Here is a 21679-nt window from a genome sequence, read left to right on the forward strand (position 1 = left end):
CGGGCACGTAGGCCCGTGCCGGGGAACCGGACGAATGGGTGCAAGACCTACGTTAACAAGAAGGAATCGCAATGGCACGTCTTGCCGGAGTCGACATCCCCAATGAGAAGCGCATCGAGATCGCCCTCACCTACATTTTCGGTGTGGGTCGCACTCGTGCCAAGGAAACGCTTGCCGCGACCGGTATCAACCCGGACATCCGCGTCAAGGATCTTACCGACGAGCAGCTGATCACGCTGCGTGACTACCTCGAGGGCAACTACAAGATCGAGGGTGACCTGCGTCGTGAGATCGACGCGGACATTCGCCGTAAGATTCAGATCAACTGCTACCAAGGCCAGCGTCACCGTAAGGGACTTCCTGTGCGCGGTCAGCGCACCAAGACCAACGCCCGTACCCGCAAGGGCCCGAAGCGTACGGTTGCCGGAAAGAAGAAGGCCACCAAGTAGTAGGTGGCTCCGATTCGGGCCACGGGGTCACACCCATCGCCCGAATCACCATTTCACAACAATAAGTTCGTTACAAGGAAACGAGGGTCAATGGCAGCGCCTAAGCAAGCCGCTCGTAAGCCCCGTCGTCGTGATCGCAAGTCGATCCCGGTCGGCCAGGCTCACATCAAGTCTACATTCAACAACACGATCATTTCGATCACCGACCCGTCGGGCGCCGTGGTGTCCTGGGCTTCCGGTGGCGATGTCGGTTTCAAGGGCTCCCGTAAGTCCACGCCGTACGCCGCTGGCATGGCCGCCGAGTCCGCCGCCCGCAAGGCGATGGAGCACGGTCTGAAGAAGGTCGACGTCTTCGTCAAGGGCCCGGGTTCCGGTCGTGAGACCGCGATCCGCTCCCTGCAGTCCGCTGGCCTTGAAGTTGGTTCCATCACCGACGTCACCCCGCAGGCACACAACGGCGTTCGTCCCCCGAAGCGTCGTCGCGTCTGAGCACTACTAGACAATATTCATCCAACCCGCTTTATGCCCGGTGAGTGCACCACCGGTCAGAAGCTGAAAGGATACCACAGTGCTTATTGCACAGCGTCCGACTCTTACCGAGGAATCGCTGACCCCTCAGCGTTCTCGCTTCACCATCGAGCCGCTCGAACCGGGCTTCGGCTACACGCTTGGCAACTCGCTGCGTCGAACCCTGCTGAGCTCGATCCCGGGTGCCGCTGTGACGTCGGTGCGTATCTCCGGTGCTCTGCATGAGTTCACCACTCTGCCGGGTGTCCAGGAGGACGTCACTGAGATTCTGCTCAACGTCAAGGGCATCGTGCTCACCAGCGAGTACGACGAACCTGTCGTGATGTATCTGCGCAAGAGCGGAAAGGGCGAAGTCACCGCCGGTGACATCACCCCGCCTGCCGGTGTGACCATCGCCAACCCCGATATGCACATCGCCACCCTCGCCGAGGACGGCGAACTCGAGATCGAGTTCACCGTCGAGCGTGGCCGTGGCTACGTGCCGGCGGCGATGAACAAGCAGGATACCGATGAGATCGGCCGCATTCCGGTCGATTCCATCTATTCCCCCGTGCTCAAGGTGAGCTACAAGGTCGAGGCGACGCGTGTCGAACAGCGCACCGATTTCGACAAGCTCATCCTGGACGTGGAGACCAAGCCGGCCATCTCCCCGCGTGATGCGGTGGCTTCCGCCGGTTCCACCCTGGTGGAGCTCTTCGGCCTGTGCCGTGAGCTGAACACCCAGGCTGAAGGCGTCGAGGTCGGTCCCGCCCCGGTGGTGGAGGAGTCCAACCCCGAACTCGCCGTGCCGATCGAGGACCTCAACCTCACGCAGCGCAGCTACAACTGCCTCAAGCGCGAGGGTATCCACACCATCGGCGAGCTGGTCTCCCACACTGAGCAGGATCTGCTCGATATCCGCAATTTCGGTATGAAGTCCATTGACGAGGTCAAGGAGAAGCTCCAGTCCCTGGGTATGTCGCTCAAGGCCTCCCCGCTTGGTGGCTTCGATACCAACAATCTCGAAGGCGGCACCTTCTTCTCGCCTGAGGACGAGTGAGAACCCGTTAGCCGCAGTTCGACCAATCACGGGACCGGTTCGGACGTTCGGGCCACTGCCCACCTGAACCGGCCCTGCCAATAAGGAGTTACTATGCCCACACCTAAGCAGGGCCCGCGTCTGGCTTCCAGCCCGGCGCACGAGCGTCTGATGCTCGCGAACATGGCCACCAGCCTGTTCCAGAACGGCCGCATCGTCACCACGCTGCCGAAGGCCAAGCGCCTTCGTCCGCTGGCTGAGCGTCTGGTCACCTTCGCCAAGCGCGGTGATCTGCACTCTCGCCGTCGCGTGATGCGCGTCATCCGCAACAAGTCCGTCGTGCACGTGCTGTTCACCCAGATCGCCGAGCAGATGGAGCAGCGTGAGGGTGGCTACACCCGCATCGTGAAGATCGCCCCGCGCAAGGGCGATGCCGCTCCGGCCGCCATCATCGAGCTCGTCACCGAGCCGGTGAGCGCCAAGCAGGCCGTCGTGAAGGAAGCCGAGGCCGCGACCAAGGTCGCCGCTCCGGCCGAGGAGACCCCGGCTGCCGAGCTCCCGCCGAGCAGGCTCCGGTCGAGGAGACCGCCGCCGAGCAGGCCGAGTGAGTCGTTCGACACCGAGCGCTCGATAACGCGATTCGAGGACCGAAATCCCACACGGGGTTTCGGTCCTCGTCGTATATACGCGTATATACGGCATATGCCAAGCCGGCAATCCCGAACGCTCCGCCGTGCGGTATCTTGGTGACCCATGAGCGAGACGACGAACGAAACATGCAGAATACGGTTGCGCATCGATCTGGCGTACGACGGCGGCGCCTTCTTCGGGTGGGCGACGCAGCCCGCGATCCGCACCGTGCAGGGCGAGATCGAAACCGCATTGCACCGTATCCTCCACGTCGAGGCGAACGACCCCGACGAGCCGTTGCGACTGGTCGTGGCCGGACGCACCGACACCGGCGTGCATGCGAGCCATCAGGTCTGTCATCTCGACATCTCACCGGCCGTGCTGGAGCGCGCCGTCGGGCACATGCAGGTGCCAGCGACCACCGCGCTCGAACATCGTCTGCAGCGACTGCTGCCCAGTGACATCGCCATCCACCACATCGGCGTGGCTCCGTCCGGATTCGACGCGCGATTCTCCGCGCTGGAACGCACGTACGTCTATCGTATCGCCGATCGGGGGAGCGAGGTCGATCCGCGATTGGCTGGATGCGTACTGCACATCGACGACGATCTCGATCTCGATGCGATGAACCGGGCGGCGGCAGTCACGATCGGACTGCACGACTTCGGCTCCTTCGCCACCCCGAATCCGGGAGGGACGACGATCCGGGAGGTCAAGCGAGCCTTCTGGACGCGTGTGCCGTCCCGACCGCTCATCCCGGATGAGGGGCTGTCGGACACGGTGACATCGCGCGGATATATCGTGCCCACGCTCGAATCGGGACTCGTGTGCTTCACGATCGTGGCCGACGCGTTCGCCCGCAACATGGTGCGATCCCTGGTCAACGCATGCGTGCAGGTCGGCATCGGCAAACGCGATCTCGACTGGTTCCTCGGCAAGATGGCCACACCGAAGCGTGAGGGATCCACCGGACCGATCGCCCCGCAGGGATTGACGCTCGAACATGTCGCCTATCCGGCGAACGACCTGCTCGCCAGTCGGGCGCAGGCGATTCGCGCCGTACGCACGCTGCCCGAAACCGGTACGTCAGGGACGGACGACACGCAAGAGCGGTGACGCATTCGTAACATTCCCGCGCGTTTGCCGAAACGGGGTCCGCATACGTTAGTCGTCATATCGGCGAGAAGCCCTGAATCCGTGCGCGGTTTCAGGACCGCACAACCTCAAGACTGCAAGGAAGTGGCAACGATGATCGAATCGGCGGCGCAAAAGCTGGCTGCGGAACTGGTGGAACGACGAGAGGGCATCAATCGTGAGCTGGCCCGCAACGGCGTGTGTTTCGGCGTGTACAAGAACGGCGAATACCATGATCGGCTGTTCCCCTACGATCCGATTCCGCGCATCATCGAATCCGACGAGTTCGATGAGCTCGAGGCCGGTCTCAAGCAGCGCGTCAACGCGCTCAACGCCTACCTGAAGGACATCTACTCGGATAAGAACATCATCCACGACGGCGTCGTCCCCGAGGAGTTCGTCTACACGTCCGCAGGATACTATCCGCAGGTCAACGGCGTGACTCCGCCGGCCGGCGTGTTCGCGCACATCGCCGGCGAGGATCTCGTACAGGGGGAGGACGGTCGCTGGTGGGTGCTCGAGGACAACCTGCGCATCCCCTCCGGCGCCAGCTACCCGTTGTTCGCCCGCGATATCGAACGCCGCTCCAACCCGCGTCTGTTCCGCGAGGTGCGTGTGCGCGACAATCGCGACTACCCGCGCCTGCTGCGCAAGGCCATGGACTTCGTCTCCACCGAGGGCATCGCCGTGGTACTGACGCCGGGACGCTACAACTCCGCGTTCTTCGAACACGCCTACCTCGCCGAGAAGACCGGCGCCACGCTCGCCTTCCCCGAGGATCTCGAGGTCATGGAGAACAAGCTGTTCTTCCTCGACTACGCCGGCAACCGCCATCGCGTCGGCGTCGTCTACCGTCGTCTCGCCGACGACTATCTCGATCCGTTCGCGTTCAACCCCGACTCCGTGATCGGCGTGCCAGGGCTCCTGTCCGCATACCGCGCCGGCAACGTGGCCATCGTCAACGCGCCGGGCAACGGCGCCGCCGACGACAAGGCGATCTACTACTTCGTGCCCCAGATGATCAAGTACTATCTGGACGAGGAGCCGATCCTGCACAATGCGCCCACCTACATGCCGATGTTCGAGAAGGACCGCAAGGAGGTCCTGAGCCGCATGGACGAACTCGTCATCAAGGACGTGGCCGAGGCCGGCGGATACGGCGTGGTGTTCGGACGCGACCTCGACAAGCAGCATCGCGAGGAGCTCGCCGACCGCATCAAGGAGGATCCTCGTCGTTTCATCGCGCAGGAGATCATCCAGTTCCGCGACATCGACGTGGTCGACCCGGCCACCGGCGAACACAGTCCGCGCAAGGCCGATCTGCGCGCGTTCGTCGTGACCGGTCAGAACACGCACGTATGGTATTCGGGTCTGACCCGCTACTCGTCGGTGCCCGGCCAGATGATCGTCAACTCCTCCCAGGGCGGCGGTTTCAAGGACACGTGGGTGCTCGCCCCCAAGAACCGCACGATCCCGAACCACGGCGAGGAGATTGAATCGGTCAACCTCATGCCGCATGCGCGCAAGCATTCGCTGCAGCTGGTCACCGCGTCCAAGGCCGACAACCTGTACTGGCTGGGCCGCTACACCGAGCGTGCGTTCACCACGCTGGTCCAGTTCTACCCGTTCTACGACCGTGTGATGGATGACAATCCGGACGCCTTCCGTCCGTTCGCCCGCGCGCTCGACCTGCCCGAGGACTTCGAGGACTTCGATACGTTCATCCACTCGTTCCTCTACGACGGCACGAACCCCGATTCGGTGCGCAGCGCCATCGTCTCCGCGTTCAACAACGCGGTCGTGCTGCGCCCGGAGCTGTCGTCGCGTCTGCTGCAGTACGTCGAACTGGCGGTGACGAACATCACGAACGCCGCCGAACGCTCCGCCAGCTCCTCGGACATCTACTCTCAGCGCGACATCGCCGACGATATGCTGGCCTTCTGGGGCGGCATCGAGAACTCGGCCGCCGACATGACGCTGAAGGCGTTCATCTTCATCGGCAAGTACATCGAGCGCCTCGACCTGTACACGAGGTTCGGCATGCCCATCGAGGAGATGGAGGCGCCGTTGAGGAAGCTCAGCTCGTACTCGCATGCGCTGGACGGCATGCCGCTGCCGCAGTGCTTCGCCGAGGGCATCGGCTGGCTGCTCGGTCAGCTGCCGCAGCGTGGCTACCCCGAGCTGACGGCGCGGCTGCAGGAGTTCCTCGACGACTTCGGCAAGCGTTCGATCACCGGGGACCGCAAGGATCCGGGATCGTTCAGCGCGATGAATATGGACGCGCGCCGTCCGTGAACCGAGACGAAGCTGGTAAGGTGGAAAGAGATTCATCACATCTTACGGAGCCCTGATTCATGAAAAAACTGGTGTTTGACTACGAGATGAAGCTCAGCTTCAGCTCGCCCGTCACCGACCACCGTTTCCAGCTGCGGTGCATCCCCTCGACCGGTCCGCGTCAGCAGGTCGTTGATGTGGAGATCGACATCGAGCCTCAGGTGGAGTTGGAAACGACCATCGACTCCTTCGACTCGGTGGTGAAGACCGGCTATATCGCCGAGCCCCATGATGTGTTCAACTACAAGGTGACCGGCATCGCGTTCGTCGACAATGAGCACATCAAGACTGAGATCTACAAGCCCTTGTACCGCTTCGACTCGGCGCTGACGATCCCCGGGCCCGCGGTCGATGCGCTGACCGACATCTGTCGTCGTCGTCTCGAGGCGCTGCCCGAGGATGCGTCGCCGGTCGACAAGGCGCGCGAGATCATGGACGAGGTGTACAAGGCGTTCGTCTATACTCCCGGATCCACCACCATCCGCACCACCGCTGAGGAGGCGCTCGCCCAGCGCAAGGGCGTATGCCAGGATTATGCGCATGTGATGCTGTCCGTGTGCCGTCACTGCGGTCTGATCGCCCGATACATCGCCGGCCTGCTCGGCGGTGAGGGGGCCACGCACGCGTGGGTGGAGATCTATCAGGGGCATCGATGGATCGGTCTTGACCCGACGCACAACCGCATGGTCGACGACAACTACATCACGATCGCCCACGGACGTGACTACCGTGACTGCATGCTCGACATCGGCATCTTCTCCGGATACAACGTCCAACAGCACCAATGGGTCAACGCCTCCGTCCACGAACAGGCGCTGTAGCCGCCATGATGAGGAGGCTCCTGATCTGCGACGCGCCCGACTTGCGTCGGTCGTGTTGATGCTTATAATGAACAGGTTGCGTTTTCGCAACGAATGGATGAATGTCCGAGCGGTCTAAGGAGCACGCCTCGAAAGCGTGTGAGGGCAACCCCCTCCGCGAGTTCGAATCTCGCTTCATCCGCCCACAGGGTTTCAGGTCAATCGCCTGAAACCCTTTTTTCATGCTTAAAAGCGTTGGAATTCCACCGTTGGAATTCCGCCATTCTTGGCACTTTTTGCCGTTTCGTCCGTCTGTGCGTGCATGTGCGGGGACATGCGGATAAGTGGCCCGTGTGCGTGCGGTGTTGTGCTGCTAGACTGAGGCGCGACGCCGTAACATACGGCGTCCCCGTTGATATGACGGGCCGACCGGCGTGAGCCGGTATGAGAAAAGGCCCGACGTTTGCAGCATCGGGCCTTAGCGTTGATTACCGGCTTGCGCCCATAATCAACAAAGGGTTCAAGATGAAGCATATCACGGTGCACGGCAGTCTGTGCGTGAACGGACGCTCCGTGGTCGTCCGGATGGGCGACGGCGAGATGTCCGCCACGGTTGACGGCACGCGGTTCAACGTGTGCAGTCTGTGGCAGCTCTATCAGCTGCTGAGACTGCTCGTGTAGCGGTCATCCGCAGGGCGTGGCGCTCCCCGAGTGGGGTGTCATGCCCGAACCCTGACAACGACCTGACAAATAAGGCGTTTCGGGTATGGTCGCGGAATCTCGCTTCATCTGCCCCTGAGGGGTTCGAGTGGTTCACTGGGAACCCTTTTTCATATCGAAACCGATGACGGACACCGTCGTTAGTTGGAGTATGGGTCACCGCACGGGGCGGTACACTTCCATTAATCAGTGTTGGAATTCCAGGGTTAAGTAAGTCCGAGCCGTTCTACCAATCCGCCCGTGTGCTTTGTCAAGTTGGGTAGGGCCACTTCCAATTGAACACACACGCCCGCTCTTCCGTAGTGACCCGTCTCGATAGCCTGCGGGGGATTCAGCGCAGCTAAGACCGGTTCCGGCCCTGAATCCCGCAACAACGCCCGTCCACACCGTCATCGGACCGGAGGTGACCAGACGATACCACCATAAAACGGCGGAATTCCAATGATTCCCGATCCACGACCAACAGGTAGCCGCAGGATAGGCGTCCAAGTCGCGGGATTCAACGAGGAAACCATCCACAACCGTGCTGAATCCCACGAATCCGGGGATCCAACGCGACCTTGACTGGGCATACGCGACCTTGACTGGGCATAAGAGAATCCCGACGTTCTGAGCGTCACTTATTCCCGAAATCACCCCATTGCGCGGGAATAAGTGACGTTGAGAAATGGCCAGCGTCACATATTCCCGCGCAATGGGGTGATTTCGGAAAAATGTGACGCTGAGGAGAGAGCGGGGGTGAGGGGCGTTGTGTCGGTCGGTTTGACGGGTGTCGGTTGGTTGAACGGTGTCGGTTGGTTGAACAGAGAGGTCGGTTGAACAGAGAGGTCGGTTGGTTGAGAGGTCGGTTGAACAGAGATGTCGGTTGGTTGAGAGGTCGGTGGTTGGTTGAACGGGGATATCGGTCAGTTGAACAGGGCGGCGTCGAAGGTGGGGTAGCCGAGGTCGAAGGCGCGCCAGGCGCGGGCCGTTGCGACTCGGGACAGCCATTTCAGGGTCTTGGCCGAGGCACGGATCGCGGCGTCCGATTCGTTGCCCGTAGTGGATGCGCTGGATGACGTGGATTCGCCGAGGGCTCCGCTGATCGCGTCGAGATATTCGCGGGCGCAGTTCATCTCCACGACGGAGACGGTGTTCGCGGTGATTCCCGTGGCGGGATCGCTGATCGAATCGGGGTGACTGATCAGATCGTCGACGGTGTAGACCTTGCGGCGTGGGTCCTTGTCCGTACCGGAGAGCGAGAACAGGTGCTGTGCGGCGGTTTTGTGGTTGTCGGACATCGCGAGCGTGGCGCCGTTCACCTTGCGGGCGGCGAGGACCTCGATGGAGAATCCGGCGCGATCCTCGGCCAGGGCGATCGCGTCGAGTGCTTTGTCGGCGATATCCAGCTTCACGACGTCGCCGTAGTCAACGGTGGCGGGGGAGAGCGCGGGCAATCCCAATCGGGAGGCTAGCTTCTGCGCGGCATACGATGTCTGTGCGGCATGAAGCGTGCCTTCGGCGAATCGCCCCGTGCAGTTGACGGCCACGTCGGTCCACGCATCGGCGGCGGTGCGGGCGGCGAGGTAGCGCATCATCATCGGCCGGCCGTCGGCTCCTTCCCCTCCGGAGGTGGCGGCCAGATAGGAGCTTTCGCAGACGCTCAATGCGGTCGCGTCGTCGACCTGAGCCTGAAGATGGGGCAGACCGGAGGCACAGCCGGAAAGTGAGGCGATCATGGCGAGCGAGACTGCCGCCGCGGTCCATACGCGTGCGTGGCGTGCGCGAAGTATGCGGTGCGTACGACGAACGTGCATCGCGCATACGCCGAGGGCCGAACCGGCATGGGTGTCCGAATCCCGAAGTGTCTGCATAAAACAGTAGAGTAAACACCGACTATGACCATATCGGCCGAAGACGGGCCAATCGTCGCGACAAGCCGTAATAACTTAAGGGAGGTCTTGCGAAATGGAACTGGACCTGACGTCAATCCACAAGCTCGCAGCGGAGCAGAACATCGATGCGGAAACGCTTGATGCCGCTCTTTCGGAGGCGCTCCGACTCGCGTATCTCAAGACCCCGCATGCGGCCAAGCACGCCCGCGTCGAACTTGACGAGCGTGCCGGCACCCTCACCATCTGGGCGGCGGACGAGATTCCGGGCACGCCCACCGAGGACGATCCTCATCCGGCCCCGACGATCGGCGAGGAGTACGATGACACGCCGAAGGACTTCGGACGTCTCGCCGCCTCCACCGCCCGTCAGGTGCTGTCCCAGCTGTTCCGCCATGCGGAGGACGAGCGCGTGCTCGGTGCCTTCGCCGATCAGAAGGGCAAGCTCATCACGGGCATCGTCCAGCAGGATGCGAAGGACCCGTCCAACGTGCATATCGCCGTGGGCGACGTCGAGGCCCTGCTGCCGCGTCGTGAGCAGGTGCCCGGCGAACGGTACCGTCACGGCGAGCGTCTGCGCGTGTTCGTCGTGAACGTCGGTCGCGGCGTGAGAGGTCCGGAGGTCGTCGTCTCCCGTTCCCACCCGGATCTGGTGCGTTGCCTGTTCGAGCGTGAGGTCCCGGAGCTGGCGTCCGGTGCGGTGTCGATCATGGCGATCGCCCGTGAGGCCGGCGCCCGAACGAAGATCGCGGTGAAGGCCAACACCGATGGAGTGAACCCCAAGGGTGCGCTCATCGGACCGGGAGGCGCGCGAGTGCGTGCGGTGATGGAGAACCTCGGCCCGGAGAAGATCGATATCGTCGACTACTCCGAGGATCCGGCCAAGTTCGTCGCATCCGCCCTCTCGCCCGCAGTGGCGACCGGCGTGCAGGTCATCAGCGAGAAGAACAAGACGGCCATCGCCTTCATCCACGACGACCAGCTCTCCCTCGCCATCGGCAGGGAGGGGCAGAACGCCCGTCTTGCCGCCAAGCTCACCGGCTGGAAGATCGGCATCGAGTCCGCCGAGGCTCATGCCAGGAAGGTCGCCGCCGAAAAGGCCGACTGATCCGAATACATGACCACGCCCGGCGGCGCAATCGCCGGGCGTGGCACATCCAGCGTACTGAGTATGCTTGTTGCGGTATGCCGGGCGCAAGCATGCCCGGCCGAAGAATGAGGAATTCACAATCATGGTCGTACGATGAACAGGCTCGCCGTCATCGAGATTTGACCGCGCCGGCGCGTGGTCACGATAAGGAGAACAAGTAGTGGCGAAACCACGCGTTTATGAAATTGCCAAGGCCCTTGGCGTCGACAGCAAGACCGTGCTGGAGAAGCTCAAGGATATGGGGGAGTTCGTCAAGTCCGCCTCCTCCACCGTCGAACCTCCGGTGGTTCGCAAATTGAAGTCCGCCTTCGCCGACCAGAATGGTCACGGCGACAAGGGCGGCAAGCAGGGTCAGGGCGCGCGTCCCGCGACCCCGGGTCCGAGGCCCTCTAGGCCGGCAGCTCCTGCGCCGCACGCCCCGCACGATAATTCGCATACGCACGATGCTGCGCCGAAGCCGGCAGCACCGTCCCCGGCTCCAATGCCGGGTCCGTCCCACGCCGCACACGCCGGCGCGGAGAACCGTCAGTATGCGACGCCGACCCCCGGCGCCCGTCCCGGTCCGCGTCCGGCCCGTCCCGGCCAGCAGCACGATCAGCAGTCCGGACAGCGTCGTGACCGTCAGGATCGCGGTGAGCGCGGCGAACGCGGAGATCGTCAGGATCGTCGCGATCGTCAGGATCGCGGCCGTCGTTCCCCGATGCAGGGCCGTCCGTCCCGTCCGGGTGCACGTCCGCAGGGCGATCATCGCGGCGGCCAGAACGGTCAGGGACAGAACCCGGCCGGCGGCCAGCACACCTCCGCCACCCCGTCCGCGCCGACTCCGCATACGCCGGGTCCGCGTCCGGGCAACAACCCGTTCAGCCGCAAGCAGGGCATGCATACCCCGACTCCCGGCGACATCCCGCGTCCGCACCCGATGGCCCGTCCGACCGTGAACGACAACCGCGGCGGCGGCCGAGGCCGTGGTGGTCAGGCACAGCGCGGCGGTTTCCGCAACGGTCGTCCCGGTCAGGGCGGCGCTGGTGCACAGGGCGCACGTCCGGGTCAGTGGGGCCACAATCGTCCGGGTCAGGGCGGCGGCCAGCAGGGTACGGGTGCGCAGCAGGGCGGTTTCCGTCCCGGTCAGGGCGGTGGCTTCCAGAACAACGGTCCGAGCAGCGGCAACAATGGTCCCGCGCGCGGCGGCCGTGGCGGTCGCGGCGGTGCGGCAGGCGCGTTCGGTCGTCAGGGCGGCAAGAGCTCCAAGGCCCGTAAGAACAGGCTGGCGAAGCGCCGCGAGTACGAGGAGATCAAAGCGCCGACCATCGGCGGCGTGCGCATCCCCCGCGGCAACGGCCAGACCATCCGTCTGCGTCAGGGCGCGTCTCTGGCCGATCTGGCGGAGAAGATCAACGTCAATCCGGCGGCCCTCGTGACCGTGATGTTCCATCTCGGCGAGATGGCCACGGCCACGCAGTCCCTGGACGAGTCCACGTTCCAGATCCTGGGCGAGGAGATCGGCTGGAACATCCAGATCGTCTCCGCCGAGGAGGAGGACAAGGAGCTGCTCCAGCAGTTCGACATCGATCTGGACGGCGAGGAGCTGCAGGAGGACGAGGATCTCAAGCCCCGTCCGCCGGTCGTCACCGTCATGGGCCATGTCGATCATGGTAAGACCCGACTGCTGGACACCATCCGCAAGACCAACGTCATCGAAGGCGAGGCCGGCGGCATCACCCAGCGTATCGGTGCCTACCAGGTGACGGTCACGCTGGAGGGCGAGCAGCGCAAGATCACGTTCCTCGATACCCCTGGCCATGAGGCGTTCACCGCCATGCGTGCCCGTGGTGCCGAGCTCACCGACGTCGCGATCCTCGTGGTCGCGGCCGATGACGGCGTGATGCCGCAGACCGTCGAGGCCATCAACCACGCGCAGGCGGCCAAGGTGCCGATCGTCGTGGCGGTCAACAAGATCGATAAGCCGGGCGCGAACCCCGAGAAGGTGCGCGGCCAGCTCACCGAGTTCGGTCTGGTGCCGGAGGAGTACGGCGGCAACACGATGTTCGTCGACATCTCCGCCAAGCAGAACATCAACGTGGACAAGCTCCTCGAGGCGGTGCTGCTCACCGCCGACGCGGATCTCGATCTGCGCGCGAACCCGAACATGGACGCCCGCGGAGCGACCATCGAGGCCAGGCTCGACAAGGGCCGCGGCGCCGTGGCCACCGTGCTCGTCCAGCAGGGCACCCTGCACGTGGGCGACGCGATCGTGGCCGGCACGTCCTACGGCCGTGTGCGCGCCATGCTCGACGAGAACGGCAAGCACATGGAGGAGGCCGCTCCGTCCACGCCGGTCCAGGTGCTGGGTCTGACCTCCGTGCCGACCGCAGGCGACCTGTTCCTGGTGGCCCCGGACGACCGCACCGCGCGTCAGATCGCCGAGAAGCGTCAGGCCACCGAGCGTGCCGCTCAGCTGGCCAAGCGCCGCAAGATCGTCTCCCTCGAGTCCCTCAAGGAGCAGTTCGCCAAGTCCGAGGTGGATATGCTCAACATCGTCATCAAGGGCGATTCCTCCGGCTCCGTCGAGGCGCTTGAGGACTCCCTGATGAAGATCGAGGTGTCCGATGAGGTCGGTATCCAGGTCATCCACCGCGGCGTCGGCGCGATCACCCAGAACGACGTCAACCTCGCCACGGTCGACAAGGCCGTCATCATCGGCTTCAACGTGCGTCCGAACCGTCAGGTGCAGGACCTCGCCGACCGCGAGGGCGTGGAGATCAAGTACTACTCGATCATCTACAAGGCCATCGAGGACATCGAGGCGGCCCTCAAGGGCATGCTCAAGCCGGAATACGAGGAGGTCGTCACCTCCCACTCCGAGATCCGCGAGATCTTCCGCTCCTCCAAGTTCGGCAACATCGCCGGCGTCATGGTGCAGGACGGCGAGGTCAAGCGTGGTACGAAGTGCCGTATTCTGCGCAACGGCGTCGCCACGGTCAACGATCTGGAGATCTCCTCGCTGCGTCGTTTCAAGGACGACGTCCAGTCGGTCAAGGAAGGCTACGAGGCCGGTATCAACCTCGGCTCCTTCAACGACATCGAGATCGGCGACATCATCGAGACCTTCGAGATGCGCGAGATCGAGCGCAAGTAAGCGCACACACAGGTGCGTACACACAGGTAATCGGAAACCGGTTTTCCGTCCCAGCCGATGGCCCCCTCCTCTCGAGGGGGCTTCGGCCGTTTGAAAGGAACTTCCATGGCAGGATCCAACCCCCGCGCCGCGAGGATCGCGGCCCTGATCCAGCGTGTCATCGCCTCGTCGATCGAACGTGAGCTGCATGACAAGCGTCTGTTGAACATCACCATCACCGAGGTTCGTGTGACCAACGATCTGCAGATCGCCAAGGTCTACTGGACCCAGTACGGCCACGAGGGCCGCGAGCAGGGCGAGCGCAAGCGCGCCCAGCAGGCACTCGATCAGGCCAAGGGCCATCTGCGCACGCTCGTCGGCCACAAGGCCGGCCTGCGCCTGACCCCGCAGCTGCAGTTCGTCTTCGACGAGGTGCCCGGCGAGGCCCACGAGATCGAGGACATCCTCGCTCTGGCCCGCAAGCGCGACGAGGATCTCGCCCGCGCCCGCGCGAACGCCCAGTACGCCGGTGACGCGGATCCGTACAAGCACGACGATGAGCCCGCGGACGATGCGTCTGATGGCTTCGACGACGACGGCTTCGGTGACGACGACGGTTTCGACGATTATGACGAGACCGACGAGACCGGCGAGACCGACGACGAGACCGGCGACGAAACCGCGAATAATTCCGACGCGGACGACGCGGACGACGCGGACGGTGGCCGCGCGTGAGTGACGGTCTGCTCATCGTCGACAAGCCGCTGGGCGTGACCAGCTTCGACGCGGTCGCCGCCGTGCGTGGCGCCCTGCACACGAAGAAGGTCGGGCACGCCGGCACGCTCGATCCGATGGCCACCGGCATGCTGGTCATCGGGTTCGGTCGCGCCACGCGTCTGCTCCAGTACATCGTCGAACATGACAAGACCTACGAGGCGACGATCCGTCTCGGCATGCGCACCACCACCGACGACGCCGAAGGCGAGACGATCATCGACCCCGAGGCATCCGAGCGATGGGCGGCACTGTCCGAGCGAGTCGTCGAGTCGAAGACGGAATCGGGCGATCCGGCGCAGGCTGTCGCGCCCTCGACTACCTCCACGTCCGTGCAGACATGGCGAGGTCTGATCGAACGCACCATCGCCGAGCGGTTCCTCGGCGACATCGAGCAGGTGCCGAACACCTTCTCCGCCATCAAGATCAACGGCAAACGCGCATACGACCTCGCCCGCGAAGGCAAGGAGGTCGAACTCAAGGAACGCCCCGTGCATATCGCCGAATTCGCGGTGCTGGACGTGAGACCCGGCCGCACGTCGTCCGCACTCGCCGGTTCCCCGTTGACCGCCGCGGCTGATACCGATGCCACTGACAGTACGCCGGGCGATGCCGACGCGACGATCACGGTCATCGACGTGGACGTGCGCGTCAGCTGCTCGTCGGGCACGTATATTCGCGCGCTGGCTCGCGATCTGGGCGAGACGCTCGGCGTCGGCGGTCACCTGACGCGTCTGCGCCGCACGCGCGTCGGACGGTTCGCCCTGTCCGACGACCATTCCGGACTCGGCGCCACGGTGCAGGCGATCACCGCGCACGCCGAGGCGAGGACCTTCACCAATCGCGAGGGGGAGGCGATCACCCGCTCCCGCTGCGTGCTGGACACGCCCGAAGGGATGTCCGGCGAGGAACGGACCGACTGGCTTCTCGCCCGATCCGTGCCCATGGGCGATGCCGCACGCGGTGCGATGCCCGTCATCGAGATCGACGATGTCGAGGCGCGCGAACTGCGGTTCGGCCGTCGTCTCGAACGCCGACTCGCCAAGGACGTCATGCAGGCGGCCGCCATCGTCCCGGCCACGGCAGGCACGTCCGAGACGCAGACGCAGGACGACGTCGTGGCGATCGTCGAACGGGCCAACGCGCACCAGATCAAACCGAGCGTCGTCTTCCCCGCCGAATAGCTAGCCACTGAACCCATATGACCCATAGCCCCGCGTAACCGCCCGCATAACCCGCCCGACCGCGAGCCACCACTGCTGCTAGAGTGGACGCGGGCGGCGACGGGAATAGCGCGGAACATCCCCGACCCCTTGAAAACACTGGAATCCCCGAGGAACGACCATGGCAATGAACATCACGCATCTGACCCCCGACGAGAACGGCGACGTCGCATGGCCCGCCTTCGACAACGACAAACGCGCCGTGGTCACGTTGGGTGCGTTCGACGGCATGCATCTGGGGCATCAGGCGGTCATCCGCCGCGTGGTCGAACTCGCGCACCGGCATGACGCGTTCTCCGTGGTGATCCTGTTCGATCCGCGCCCTGCGTTCGTGCATCGCTGGACCGCCGCGCACGACGGCGAGGAGCCCGGCGAGGGCGTCATCGACGCGAACGCCCTGAACGGCATCGACGACCGGCTCAAGACGCTGGAGGAGCTTGGCGTCGAGCATGCGCTCGTCGTGCGATACACGATGGCGTTCGCCGCGAAATCGTACATCTTCTTCCTCGGCCAGCTCACCGGCAAGCTCGGCATGCGCACGCTCGTGCTTGGCTCCGACGCCGCGATGGGTGCCGGACGCAAGGGCGACGTCAAGGCGATCGCCAACCTCGCAGCGGCCACCGGTGTGTTCGAACTCGACGTGGTCGACGACCGCGGTCCCGGCGAGGTGCGCATCCCGCTGGACTGGCAGCCCGAGATGCCGGGGGAGTGGGGCGAGCCCGCCGACCCGCTCGCCTCGATGAGCAAGGCCGAACGACGCGCGTGGAGCAAGCGCCATCAGGCCAGGGCCACGCGCGCGTGGAGCTCCAGCAACGTGCGCTACCTGCTCGGGCACGGCCGCATCAAGGACGCGAACGCGATTCTCGGCCGTCCGCACGCGGTCGAAGGCGTCGTCGTCCACGGCGAGGAGCGCGGACGCACGATCGGTTTCCCGACGGCGAACCTCTCCGAGGACGTCATCGGCTATCTGCCGGTCGACGGCGTGTACGCCGGATGGCTCATCGACGGCGAGATCCGTTGGCCCGCCGCGATCTCCATCGGTACCAAGCCCACGTTCAGCGAGAAGACGGGCCTCAACGAGCGGGTCGTCGAAGCGTATGCGATCACCGACGACTGGCTGGAGCTCTACGGTCATAGGGTGCGTGTCGAATTCGTCGGCTTCCTGCGTCCGCAGGTCAGGTTCGACGGCGTCGACGAGCTCACGGCCGAACTGAAGCGCAACGTCGAGGAGACCAAGAGGATCCTCGCCTGACGGCAGTCAGCGCTACAGCAGCGCGTCCAACGCCGCCTTGAGCGACGACACCTGCACGATCGCGAGCCCCGGAATCGTCATGTGCTTGCGTAGGCGTGGCACCACCGCCGTCGTGAACCCCAATCGCGCCGCCTCTCGCAGCCGGTACTCCAACCGGGGCGCGGGGCGCACCTGACCGGTCAGGGAGATCTCGCCGATCGCACAGGTCGTACGGGCGATCGGCGCATGCTTCGCGGCGCTCGCCAACGCGGCGACGATCGCAAGATCGCAGGCCGGTTCCTTTGCCAACCCGCCGGCGATCGTCGAGACATACAGATCGTTCGACAGCAGATTCACCCGTCCGTGACGGTACAGCACCGCCACCAGCATCGCGATGCGATTGGCGTCCACGCCGTTGACGGCGCGGCGCGGCGTCGGCAGCACCGAATTCGTCACCAGCGACTGGATCTCGATCGGCAGCGAACGATGCCCGTCCAGCGTGAACGTCACGCAGGTGCCCTCCACGGGGGCGTCGGCCTGCGCATCGCCCGCCGTGTCCCCCGTTGCATTCCCCGTCGACTCGGCCCCCGCAGCGGTGGACAGGAACAGGCCGGCCGGATCGGTCACCTCCTCGATGCCCTCGCCGCTCATATCGAAGCAGCCGACCTCGTCGGTCGGGCCGAAACGGTTCTTCACCGCGCGCAGCATTCTGAGCGCCGTCTCCGCATCGCCCTCAAACTGGCAGACCACATCCACCAGATGCTCCAACGTGCGAGGGCCGGCGATCGAACCGTCCTTCGTGACATGTCCGACGAGCAGCACCGGCACGTCCAGTGTCTTGGCCACGTCGATCAGGGCGCTCGCCACCTCGCGCACCTGCGTGGACCCGCCGGAGATGCCGTCGACGTCCTGCGAGACGATCGTCTGCGCCGAATCGACGATCGCGAGCGTGGGCCGTTCCTGCTCGATCAGCCCCAGCACGGTGGCGAGGTCCGTCGTGGCGGCGAGCAGCAGATTCGGTTCGACCGCGTTGATGCGGGAGGCGCGCAGCCGCACCTGCCCCTGCGATTCCTCTCCGGACACGTACAATACGCGTCCGCCCTCCGCCGCATGCGTCCGGGCGATGTTGCCGGCGGTCTCCAGCAGCAGCGTCGACTTGCCGATGCCAGGCTCGCCGGCCACCAGCACCACCGAACCGGGTACGATGCCCCCGCCGAGCACGCGGTCGAATTCGGAGAAGCCCGTGGGAATGCGCGTCACGTCATCGGTGCCGATCTCGGTGATCGGACGGGCCGCTCCGGCCGCCACCGCCACCGACCGCGTGCGGGATACGCGCCCGTCCGCACCGATGCCCGTTGCGGCGCCCGCGGTGCCCGATGCACGGCGGGCGGCCGAGGTGCGAGTCGCCGCCGCGGGGCGTGCCTCATGGAATTCGTCGATGGTGCCCCATTGCCCGCACTCGGGACATTTGCCGAACCATTTCGCGCCGGTCCACCCGCATTCGGAGCACAGGTAATGCACATTCGTTTTTGCCATATTCCGACGCTAACGCCGCAAAGCGACAGCGTGCGATAAGTGTGCGGCGCGTCAGGCGGATGTGCCACAATCGGAGTCATGTCGAAGTCGAATATCCGTCCGAAAAACCGTCCGCAATCCGGCAGGAATGCGCGTGGCCTGGCGAGTGGATCGCACGCCAAACTGTTCGCCGTCGTCGTGGCGGCGGCCGTGGCGATCATCCTGGCGTTCCTGTCCGCGTTCGTATGGCCCGGATGGGCGCTCAACAAGGACGTCGCGCCGAAGGTGGACCAATCCCAGAGCGCGGAGCCGACCACGCCGAGCATCAAGGCCGAGGCGCTGCCGTCGGATGCGACCGAACTGCTCAAGGCCATGCCGGACAGCGTGCTGAACTTCGCGCGCACCAAGGCCGAGGATTCGACCACATGGAGCTCCTCCTCTCCGCTCGAGGAGTACACGCTCACGTATTCGACCGGCAAGAAGGCCGAGAACGTCACGCTGGTCGTGGCGCAGTGGAGCACGTCCACGCCCGCGAAGACGCAGTACGATGCGCTCGCCAAGGCGCTGGGCGGCAAGACGATCGCCTCCGGATCGGTCAAGGTGCAGGGCAACGCCACCGGCGACTACGTCGTCAAGGGCGGCAAGGAGGACGGGGCTCAGGCCACGGCCGTGTGGCGCAACGACACGGTGGTGTTCCAAGCCACCGGTGCGAAGTCCTCGGTGCAGCGGTTCTACCAGAAGTTCCCGCTGTAGGTTCCTGGGCCCAGAGTCCTTTGTCGTCCCCGTCGACTGCCGCAACGCGTGGCCTTCCCGGAACACCTCGTGTATGGACGCTCGATGAACCTTTGGTGACCGTTGCGGGTGGCATCGTCCGAGATCATGTGTATACTCGTGCGAGTTGCAACTTTTACGATTAATCGGAATGGAGGCTTCAGATGGGTTCCGTCATCAAGAAGCGCCGCAAGCGGATGAGCAAGAAGAAGCACCGCAAACTGCTGCGTAAGACCCGCCACCAGCGTAGGTAGTCTTACCTGCTTTCACGGCGTGAAAACCCCGTGAACCGTAAGGTTCCGGGGTTTTTCTTATATGCGCCATCCGTACCGAATCGGTGCGATCGTCTCGAATCGGTGCATACTACGAAGGACGGGTCCTTTCCCGTGGGTTGCGCCCAAGGGAAAGGACCCGTCCTTCGTGAATATCCGCGATCTACGACGCGATCACTTGTTGGAGTTGGTCAGCACGCGCGGGCCGTTCGGGTCGCCGACGATGACGGTGTCGACCATGTTGAGGAACAGGCCGTGCTCGACGACGCCCACCGTGTTGATGAGGTCCTCGGCCAGATCGAACGGGTGGTCGATGCGCTCCAGGTGCAGATCCACGACGAAGTTGTTCTCGTCGGTGCGCACCTCCTTGCCGTCGGCGTCGAGACGCAGCACCGGCTTGTAGCCCTTGGCCTCGAACTTCTTGACGACGTGGCCGGCGCCGAACGGGATGACCTCGACCGGCAGCGGGAACTTGCCGATGGTGTCGACGACCTTGGACTCGTCGACGATCCACACGATCTTGTTGGAGTTGGTGGCCACGATCTTCTCCCACAGGAGGGCCGCGCCGCCGCCCTTGATGCCGTTGAAGTTCTTGTCGACCTCGTCGGCGCCGTCGATGGTCACATCGATGTGGTCCACGTCATCGATGTCGACGATCTTGATGCCGTAGCTTTCGGCCTGAGCCTGGGTGCGGCGGGAGGTCGTCACGCCGGTGAACTGAAGGCCCTCCTCCTGAACGCGGCGGCCGAGCTCGTCCACGAGGAACTTAACGGTCGAACCGGTGCCGAGGCCGGCGATCATGCCGTTCTCGACGAGCTTGGCGGCCTCGATGCCGGCGGCCTTCTTCAGGGCGTCCTGCTGTGCCTTATCCATGGTGGTGATTCCTTTCCTGACCTGTTGAAAGTCCGCTTCCATCCTAACGCGGATGGGAGATTGTGTGCGGTCGTGTCCACTCGTGTTCGCCGGCTGTTCAGCTTCGTCGGGCATGACGGACTATCTCAGGAAGTCCGCATCGGTGATGGTGAGGTTGCCGTCGCCGTCCACGAATCCGTCCACCGCGATGTAGCCGCGTACGTGCATGCTCTCGCCGGTGAAGTACGGGCTGGTCTTCGGGGCGGGGGAGAAGCGCACCGTGCCCGAGACCCTGAGGCCGCTCGGAGTCGGTGTGTTCGCGGGTTGTGCGGGTCCCACAGGCTGATGTTCCTTGCCTGACCGTGCGGTCGCGTGCTGCGTATCGGCGTCTGCCGGCCGACTCTCCGACATCTCCGTGGTTTCGGTCGATGCGATCGGTGTGACTGATGCGACCGGCGCGATCGATGCGATCGTCGATGATTCCCGCTCTTGCAGGTCATTGCGTCCTGCCGGGTCCGTCTTGTCCCTGGACGCGGACCTGTTTCTACGCGGCAGCCCTCTGGCTCCGTCACGATCGATCGTCGTCTCATGTCGTTCGTCGACGGGTTTGAGTCCTGCGGCGGCGCGATCCAGCATCAGCTGCGCGTCCGGCGGCACATCGGTGCCCTTCGCATATGGCGAGTTGAGCAGCGACTGCCATCCCTCGAGCGGCAGATAACCGTCCTGTGACCCCTTGCGGCATTCCTGCGCGTATGTCCTCGCCAGCTCGTCCACGAGCTCGTTGCCCGCATTACCGGCGTGTCCCTTGACCCATTTGAAGTCGACCGGGCCGGGGCGCTTGGCGATCTCGGCATCGATGGCCTTGATGACCTCGACGTTCTTCACCGGCTGCTTCTGGGAGTTCCTCCAGCCGTTCTTCTTCCAGCCCTTGAGCCATTTGGTCGAGCAGTTGATCGCATACTGCGAGTCCGATTCGATGAGCAGCGGTTCGGGCCCGGGGTGCGCACGCAGCACCTGCAGCACCGCGCACAGTTCGCCGATCTGGTTCGTGCCGTTCGTGGCGCCGCCGGCGTCGTACCCTCTGGAATCGTGTTCATGACCGGGAATGCGGCCGTCTCCGGCGTTCGTGTCATGGTCGGCCCACGCCCATCCCATCGGCCCGTTCGGATTGCCCAACGCCGATCCATCGGTGGACACCACAATCTTCTTACCCATGCCCACCACCATACAAAAGGGGATTCCCGCGGTTCAACATTCCGCGGGAATCCCCTTGCCTAATCGATGTGTCGGTG

The 21679-nt window shown here is 64.2% G+C and carries 18 protein-coding genes, 1 tRNA gene and 1 pseudogene; 16 read left to right on the plus strand and 4 right to left on the minus strand.

Annotated elements, in window-relative coordinates:
• The first annotated feature begins 71 nt into the window (after positions 1–71).
• The 9 genes and pseudogenes from rpsM (at position 72) to BCAL_RS13470 (ending at position 7574) form a co-directional block, all read left to right on the plus strand.
• Complete coding sequence (gene rpsM / locus BCAL_RS04900) at positions 72–449, plus strand: 30S ribosomal protein S13 (protein WP_003808138.1); 378 nt, start codon at positions 72–74, stop codon at positions 447–449.
• Positions 450–539: 90 nt separating this feature from the next.
• Entirely contained in the window at positions 540–938 is a 399-nt protein-coding gene (gene rpsK / locus BCAL_RS04905) for a 30S ribosomal protein S11 (protein WP_043164473.1), read from the plus strand.
• Between the two features lie 79 nt (positions 939–1017).
• Positions 1018–2016, plus strand: coding sequence for a DNA-directed RNA polymerase subunit alpha (locus BCAL_RS04910; protein ID WP_043164471.1), 999 nt, complete (start codon positions 1018–1020; stop codon positions 2014–2016).
• A gap of 93 nt (positions 2017–2109) precedes the next feature.
• Positions 2110–2603, plus strand: a pseudogene (rplQ, locus tag BCAL_RS04915) (50S ribosomal protein L17).
• Between the two features lie 145 nt (positions 2604–2748).
• A complete protein-coding gene (locus BCAL_RS04920; protein WP_052119008.1) occupies positions 2749–3741 on the plus strand; it encodes a tRNA pseudouridine synthase A in 993 nt (330 codons plus the stop codon).
• 132 nt (positions 3742–3873) lie between these two features.
• Positions 3874–6054 carry a circularly permuted type 2 ATP-grasp protein gene (locus BCAL_RS04925; protein ID WP_043164467.1) on the plus strand — a complete coding sequence of 727 codons (2181 nt, stop codon included), beginning with the start codon at positions 3874–3876 and terminating at the stop codon, positions 6052–6054.
• A 59-nt stretch (positions 6055–6113) separates the two neighbouring features.
• On the plus strand, positions 6114–6914 hold the full coding sequence (locus tag BCAL_RS04930) for a transglutaminase family protein (RefSeq protein ID WP_043164466.1): 801 nt from the start codon (positions 6114–6116) through the stop codon (positions 6912–6914).
• 95 nt (positions 6915–7009) lie between these two features.
• Positions 7010–7095 (plus strand) — tRNA-Ser (locus tag BCAL_RS04935).
• 323 nt (positions 7096–7418) lie between these two features.
• A complete protein-coding gene (locus tag BCAL_RS13470) occupies positions 7419–7574 on the plus strand; it encodes a hypothetical protein (RefSeq protein WP_162834847.1) in 156 nt (51 codons plus the stop codon).
• Between the two features lie 944 nt (positions 7575–8518).
• On the opposite strand, the gene BCAL_RS04940 is transcribed toward BCAL_RS13470, so the two are convergent.
• The gene (locus BCAL_RS04940; protein WP_152600303.1) at positions 8519–9466 is read right to left on the minus strand and encodes a hypothetical protein; all 948 of its coding nucleotides are present in this window, start codon (positions 9464–9466) and stop codon (positions 8519–8521) included.
• 94 nt (positions 9467–9560) lie between these two features.
• Here BCAL_RS04940 and nusA point away from each other — a divergent pair, with 94 nt between their 5' ends.
• The 5 genes from nusA (at position 9561) to ribF (ending at position 16998) form a co-directional block, all read left to right on the plus strand.
• Complete coding sequence (gene nusA, locus BCAL_RS04945; protein ID WP_043164464.1) at positions 9561–10592, plus strand: transcription termination factor NusA; 1032 nt, start codon at positions 9561–9563, stop codon at positions 10590–10592.
• A 202-nt stretch (positions 10593–10794) separates the two neighbouring features.
• On the plus strand, positions 10795–13770 hold the full coding sequence (infB, locus tag BCAL_RS04950) for a translation initiation factor IF-2 (protein ID WP_043164463.1): 2976 nt from the start codon (positions 10795–10797) through the stop codon (positions 13768–13770).
• A gap of 105 nt (positions 13771–13875) precedes the next feature.
• A complete protein-coding gene (gene rbfA / locus BCAL_RS04955; protein ID WP_043164461.1) occupies positions 13876–14484 on the plus strand; it encodes a 30S ribosome-binding factor RbfA in 609 nt (202 codons plus the stop codon).
• Positions 14481–15707 carry a tRNA pseudouridine synthase B gene (locus tag BCAL_RS04960; protein WP_043164459.1) on the plus strand — a complete coding sequence of 409 codons (1227 nt, stop codon included), beginning with the start codon at positions 14481–14483 and terminating at the stop codon, positions 15705–15707. Before rbfA ends, BCAL_RS04960 begins: the two co-directional genes overlap by 4 nt.
• A 166-nt stretch (positions 15708–15873) precedes the next feature.
• A complete protein-coding gene (ribF, locus tag BCAL_RS04965; RefSeq protein ID WP_043164458.1) occupies positions 15874–16998 on the plus strand; it encodes a bifunctional riboflavin kinase/FMN adenylyltransferase in 1125 nt (374 codons plus the stop codon).
• A gap of 12 nt (positions 16999–17010) precedes the next feature.
• Here the strand turns inward: ribF and radA are convergent, their stop codons facing one another.
• On the minus strand, positions 17011–18513 hold the full coding sequence (gene radA, locus BCAL_RS04970) for a DNA repair protein RadA (protein WP_043164456.1): 1503 nt from the start codon (positions 18511–18513) through the stop codon (positions 17011–17013).
• A 78-nt stretch (positions 18514–18591) separates the two neighbouring features.
• Between radA and BCAL_RS04975 the strand changes: the two genes are divergently transcribed.
• A complete protein-coding gene (locus tag BCAL_RS04975; protein ID WP_238549621.1) occupies positions 18592–19245 on the plus strand; it encodes a hypothetical protein in 654 nt (217 codons plus the stop codon).
• A gap of 182 nt (positions 19246–19427) precedes the next feature.
• A complete protein-coding gene (locus tag BCAL_RS12645) occupies positions 19428–19517 on the plus strand; it encodes a 30S ribosomal protein bS22 (RefSeq protein WP_081887254.1) in 90 nt (29 codons plus the stop codon).
• A gap of 192 nt (positions 19518–19709) precedes the next feature.
• Here the strand turns inward: BCAL_RS12645 and rpiA are convergent, their stop codons facing one another.
• Positions 19710–20408, minus strand: coding sequence for a ribose-5-phosphate isomerase RpiA (rpiA, locus tag BCAL_RS04980; RefSeq protein WP_043164454.1), 699 nt, complete (start codon positions 20406–20408; stop codon positions 19710–19712).
• A gap of 120 nt (positions 20409–20528) precedes the next feature.
• Positions 20529–21542: a ribonuclease H family protein gene (locus BCAL_RS04985; RefSeq protein ID WP_043164711.1), complete on the minus strand. Its 1014-nt coding sequence runs from the start codon at positions 21540–21542 to the stop codon at positions 20529–20531.
• Positions 21543–21679: the final 137 nt, after the last annotated feature.

The organism is Bifidobacterium callitrichos DSM 23973 (genome assembly GCF_000741175.1).
In the GTDB taxonomy this organism is placed as follows: domain Bacteria; phylum Actinomycetota; class Actinomycetes; order Actinomycetales; family Bifidobacteriaceae; genus Bifidobacterium; species Bifidobacterium callitrichos.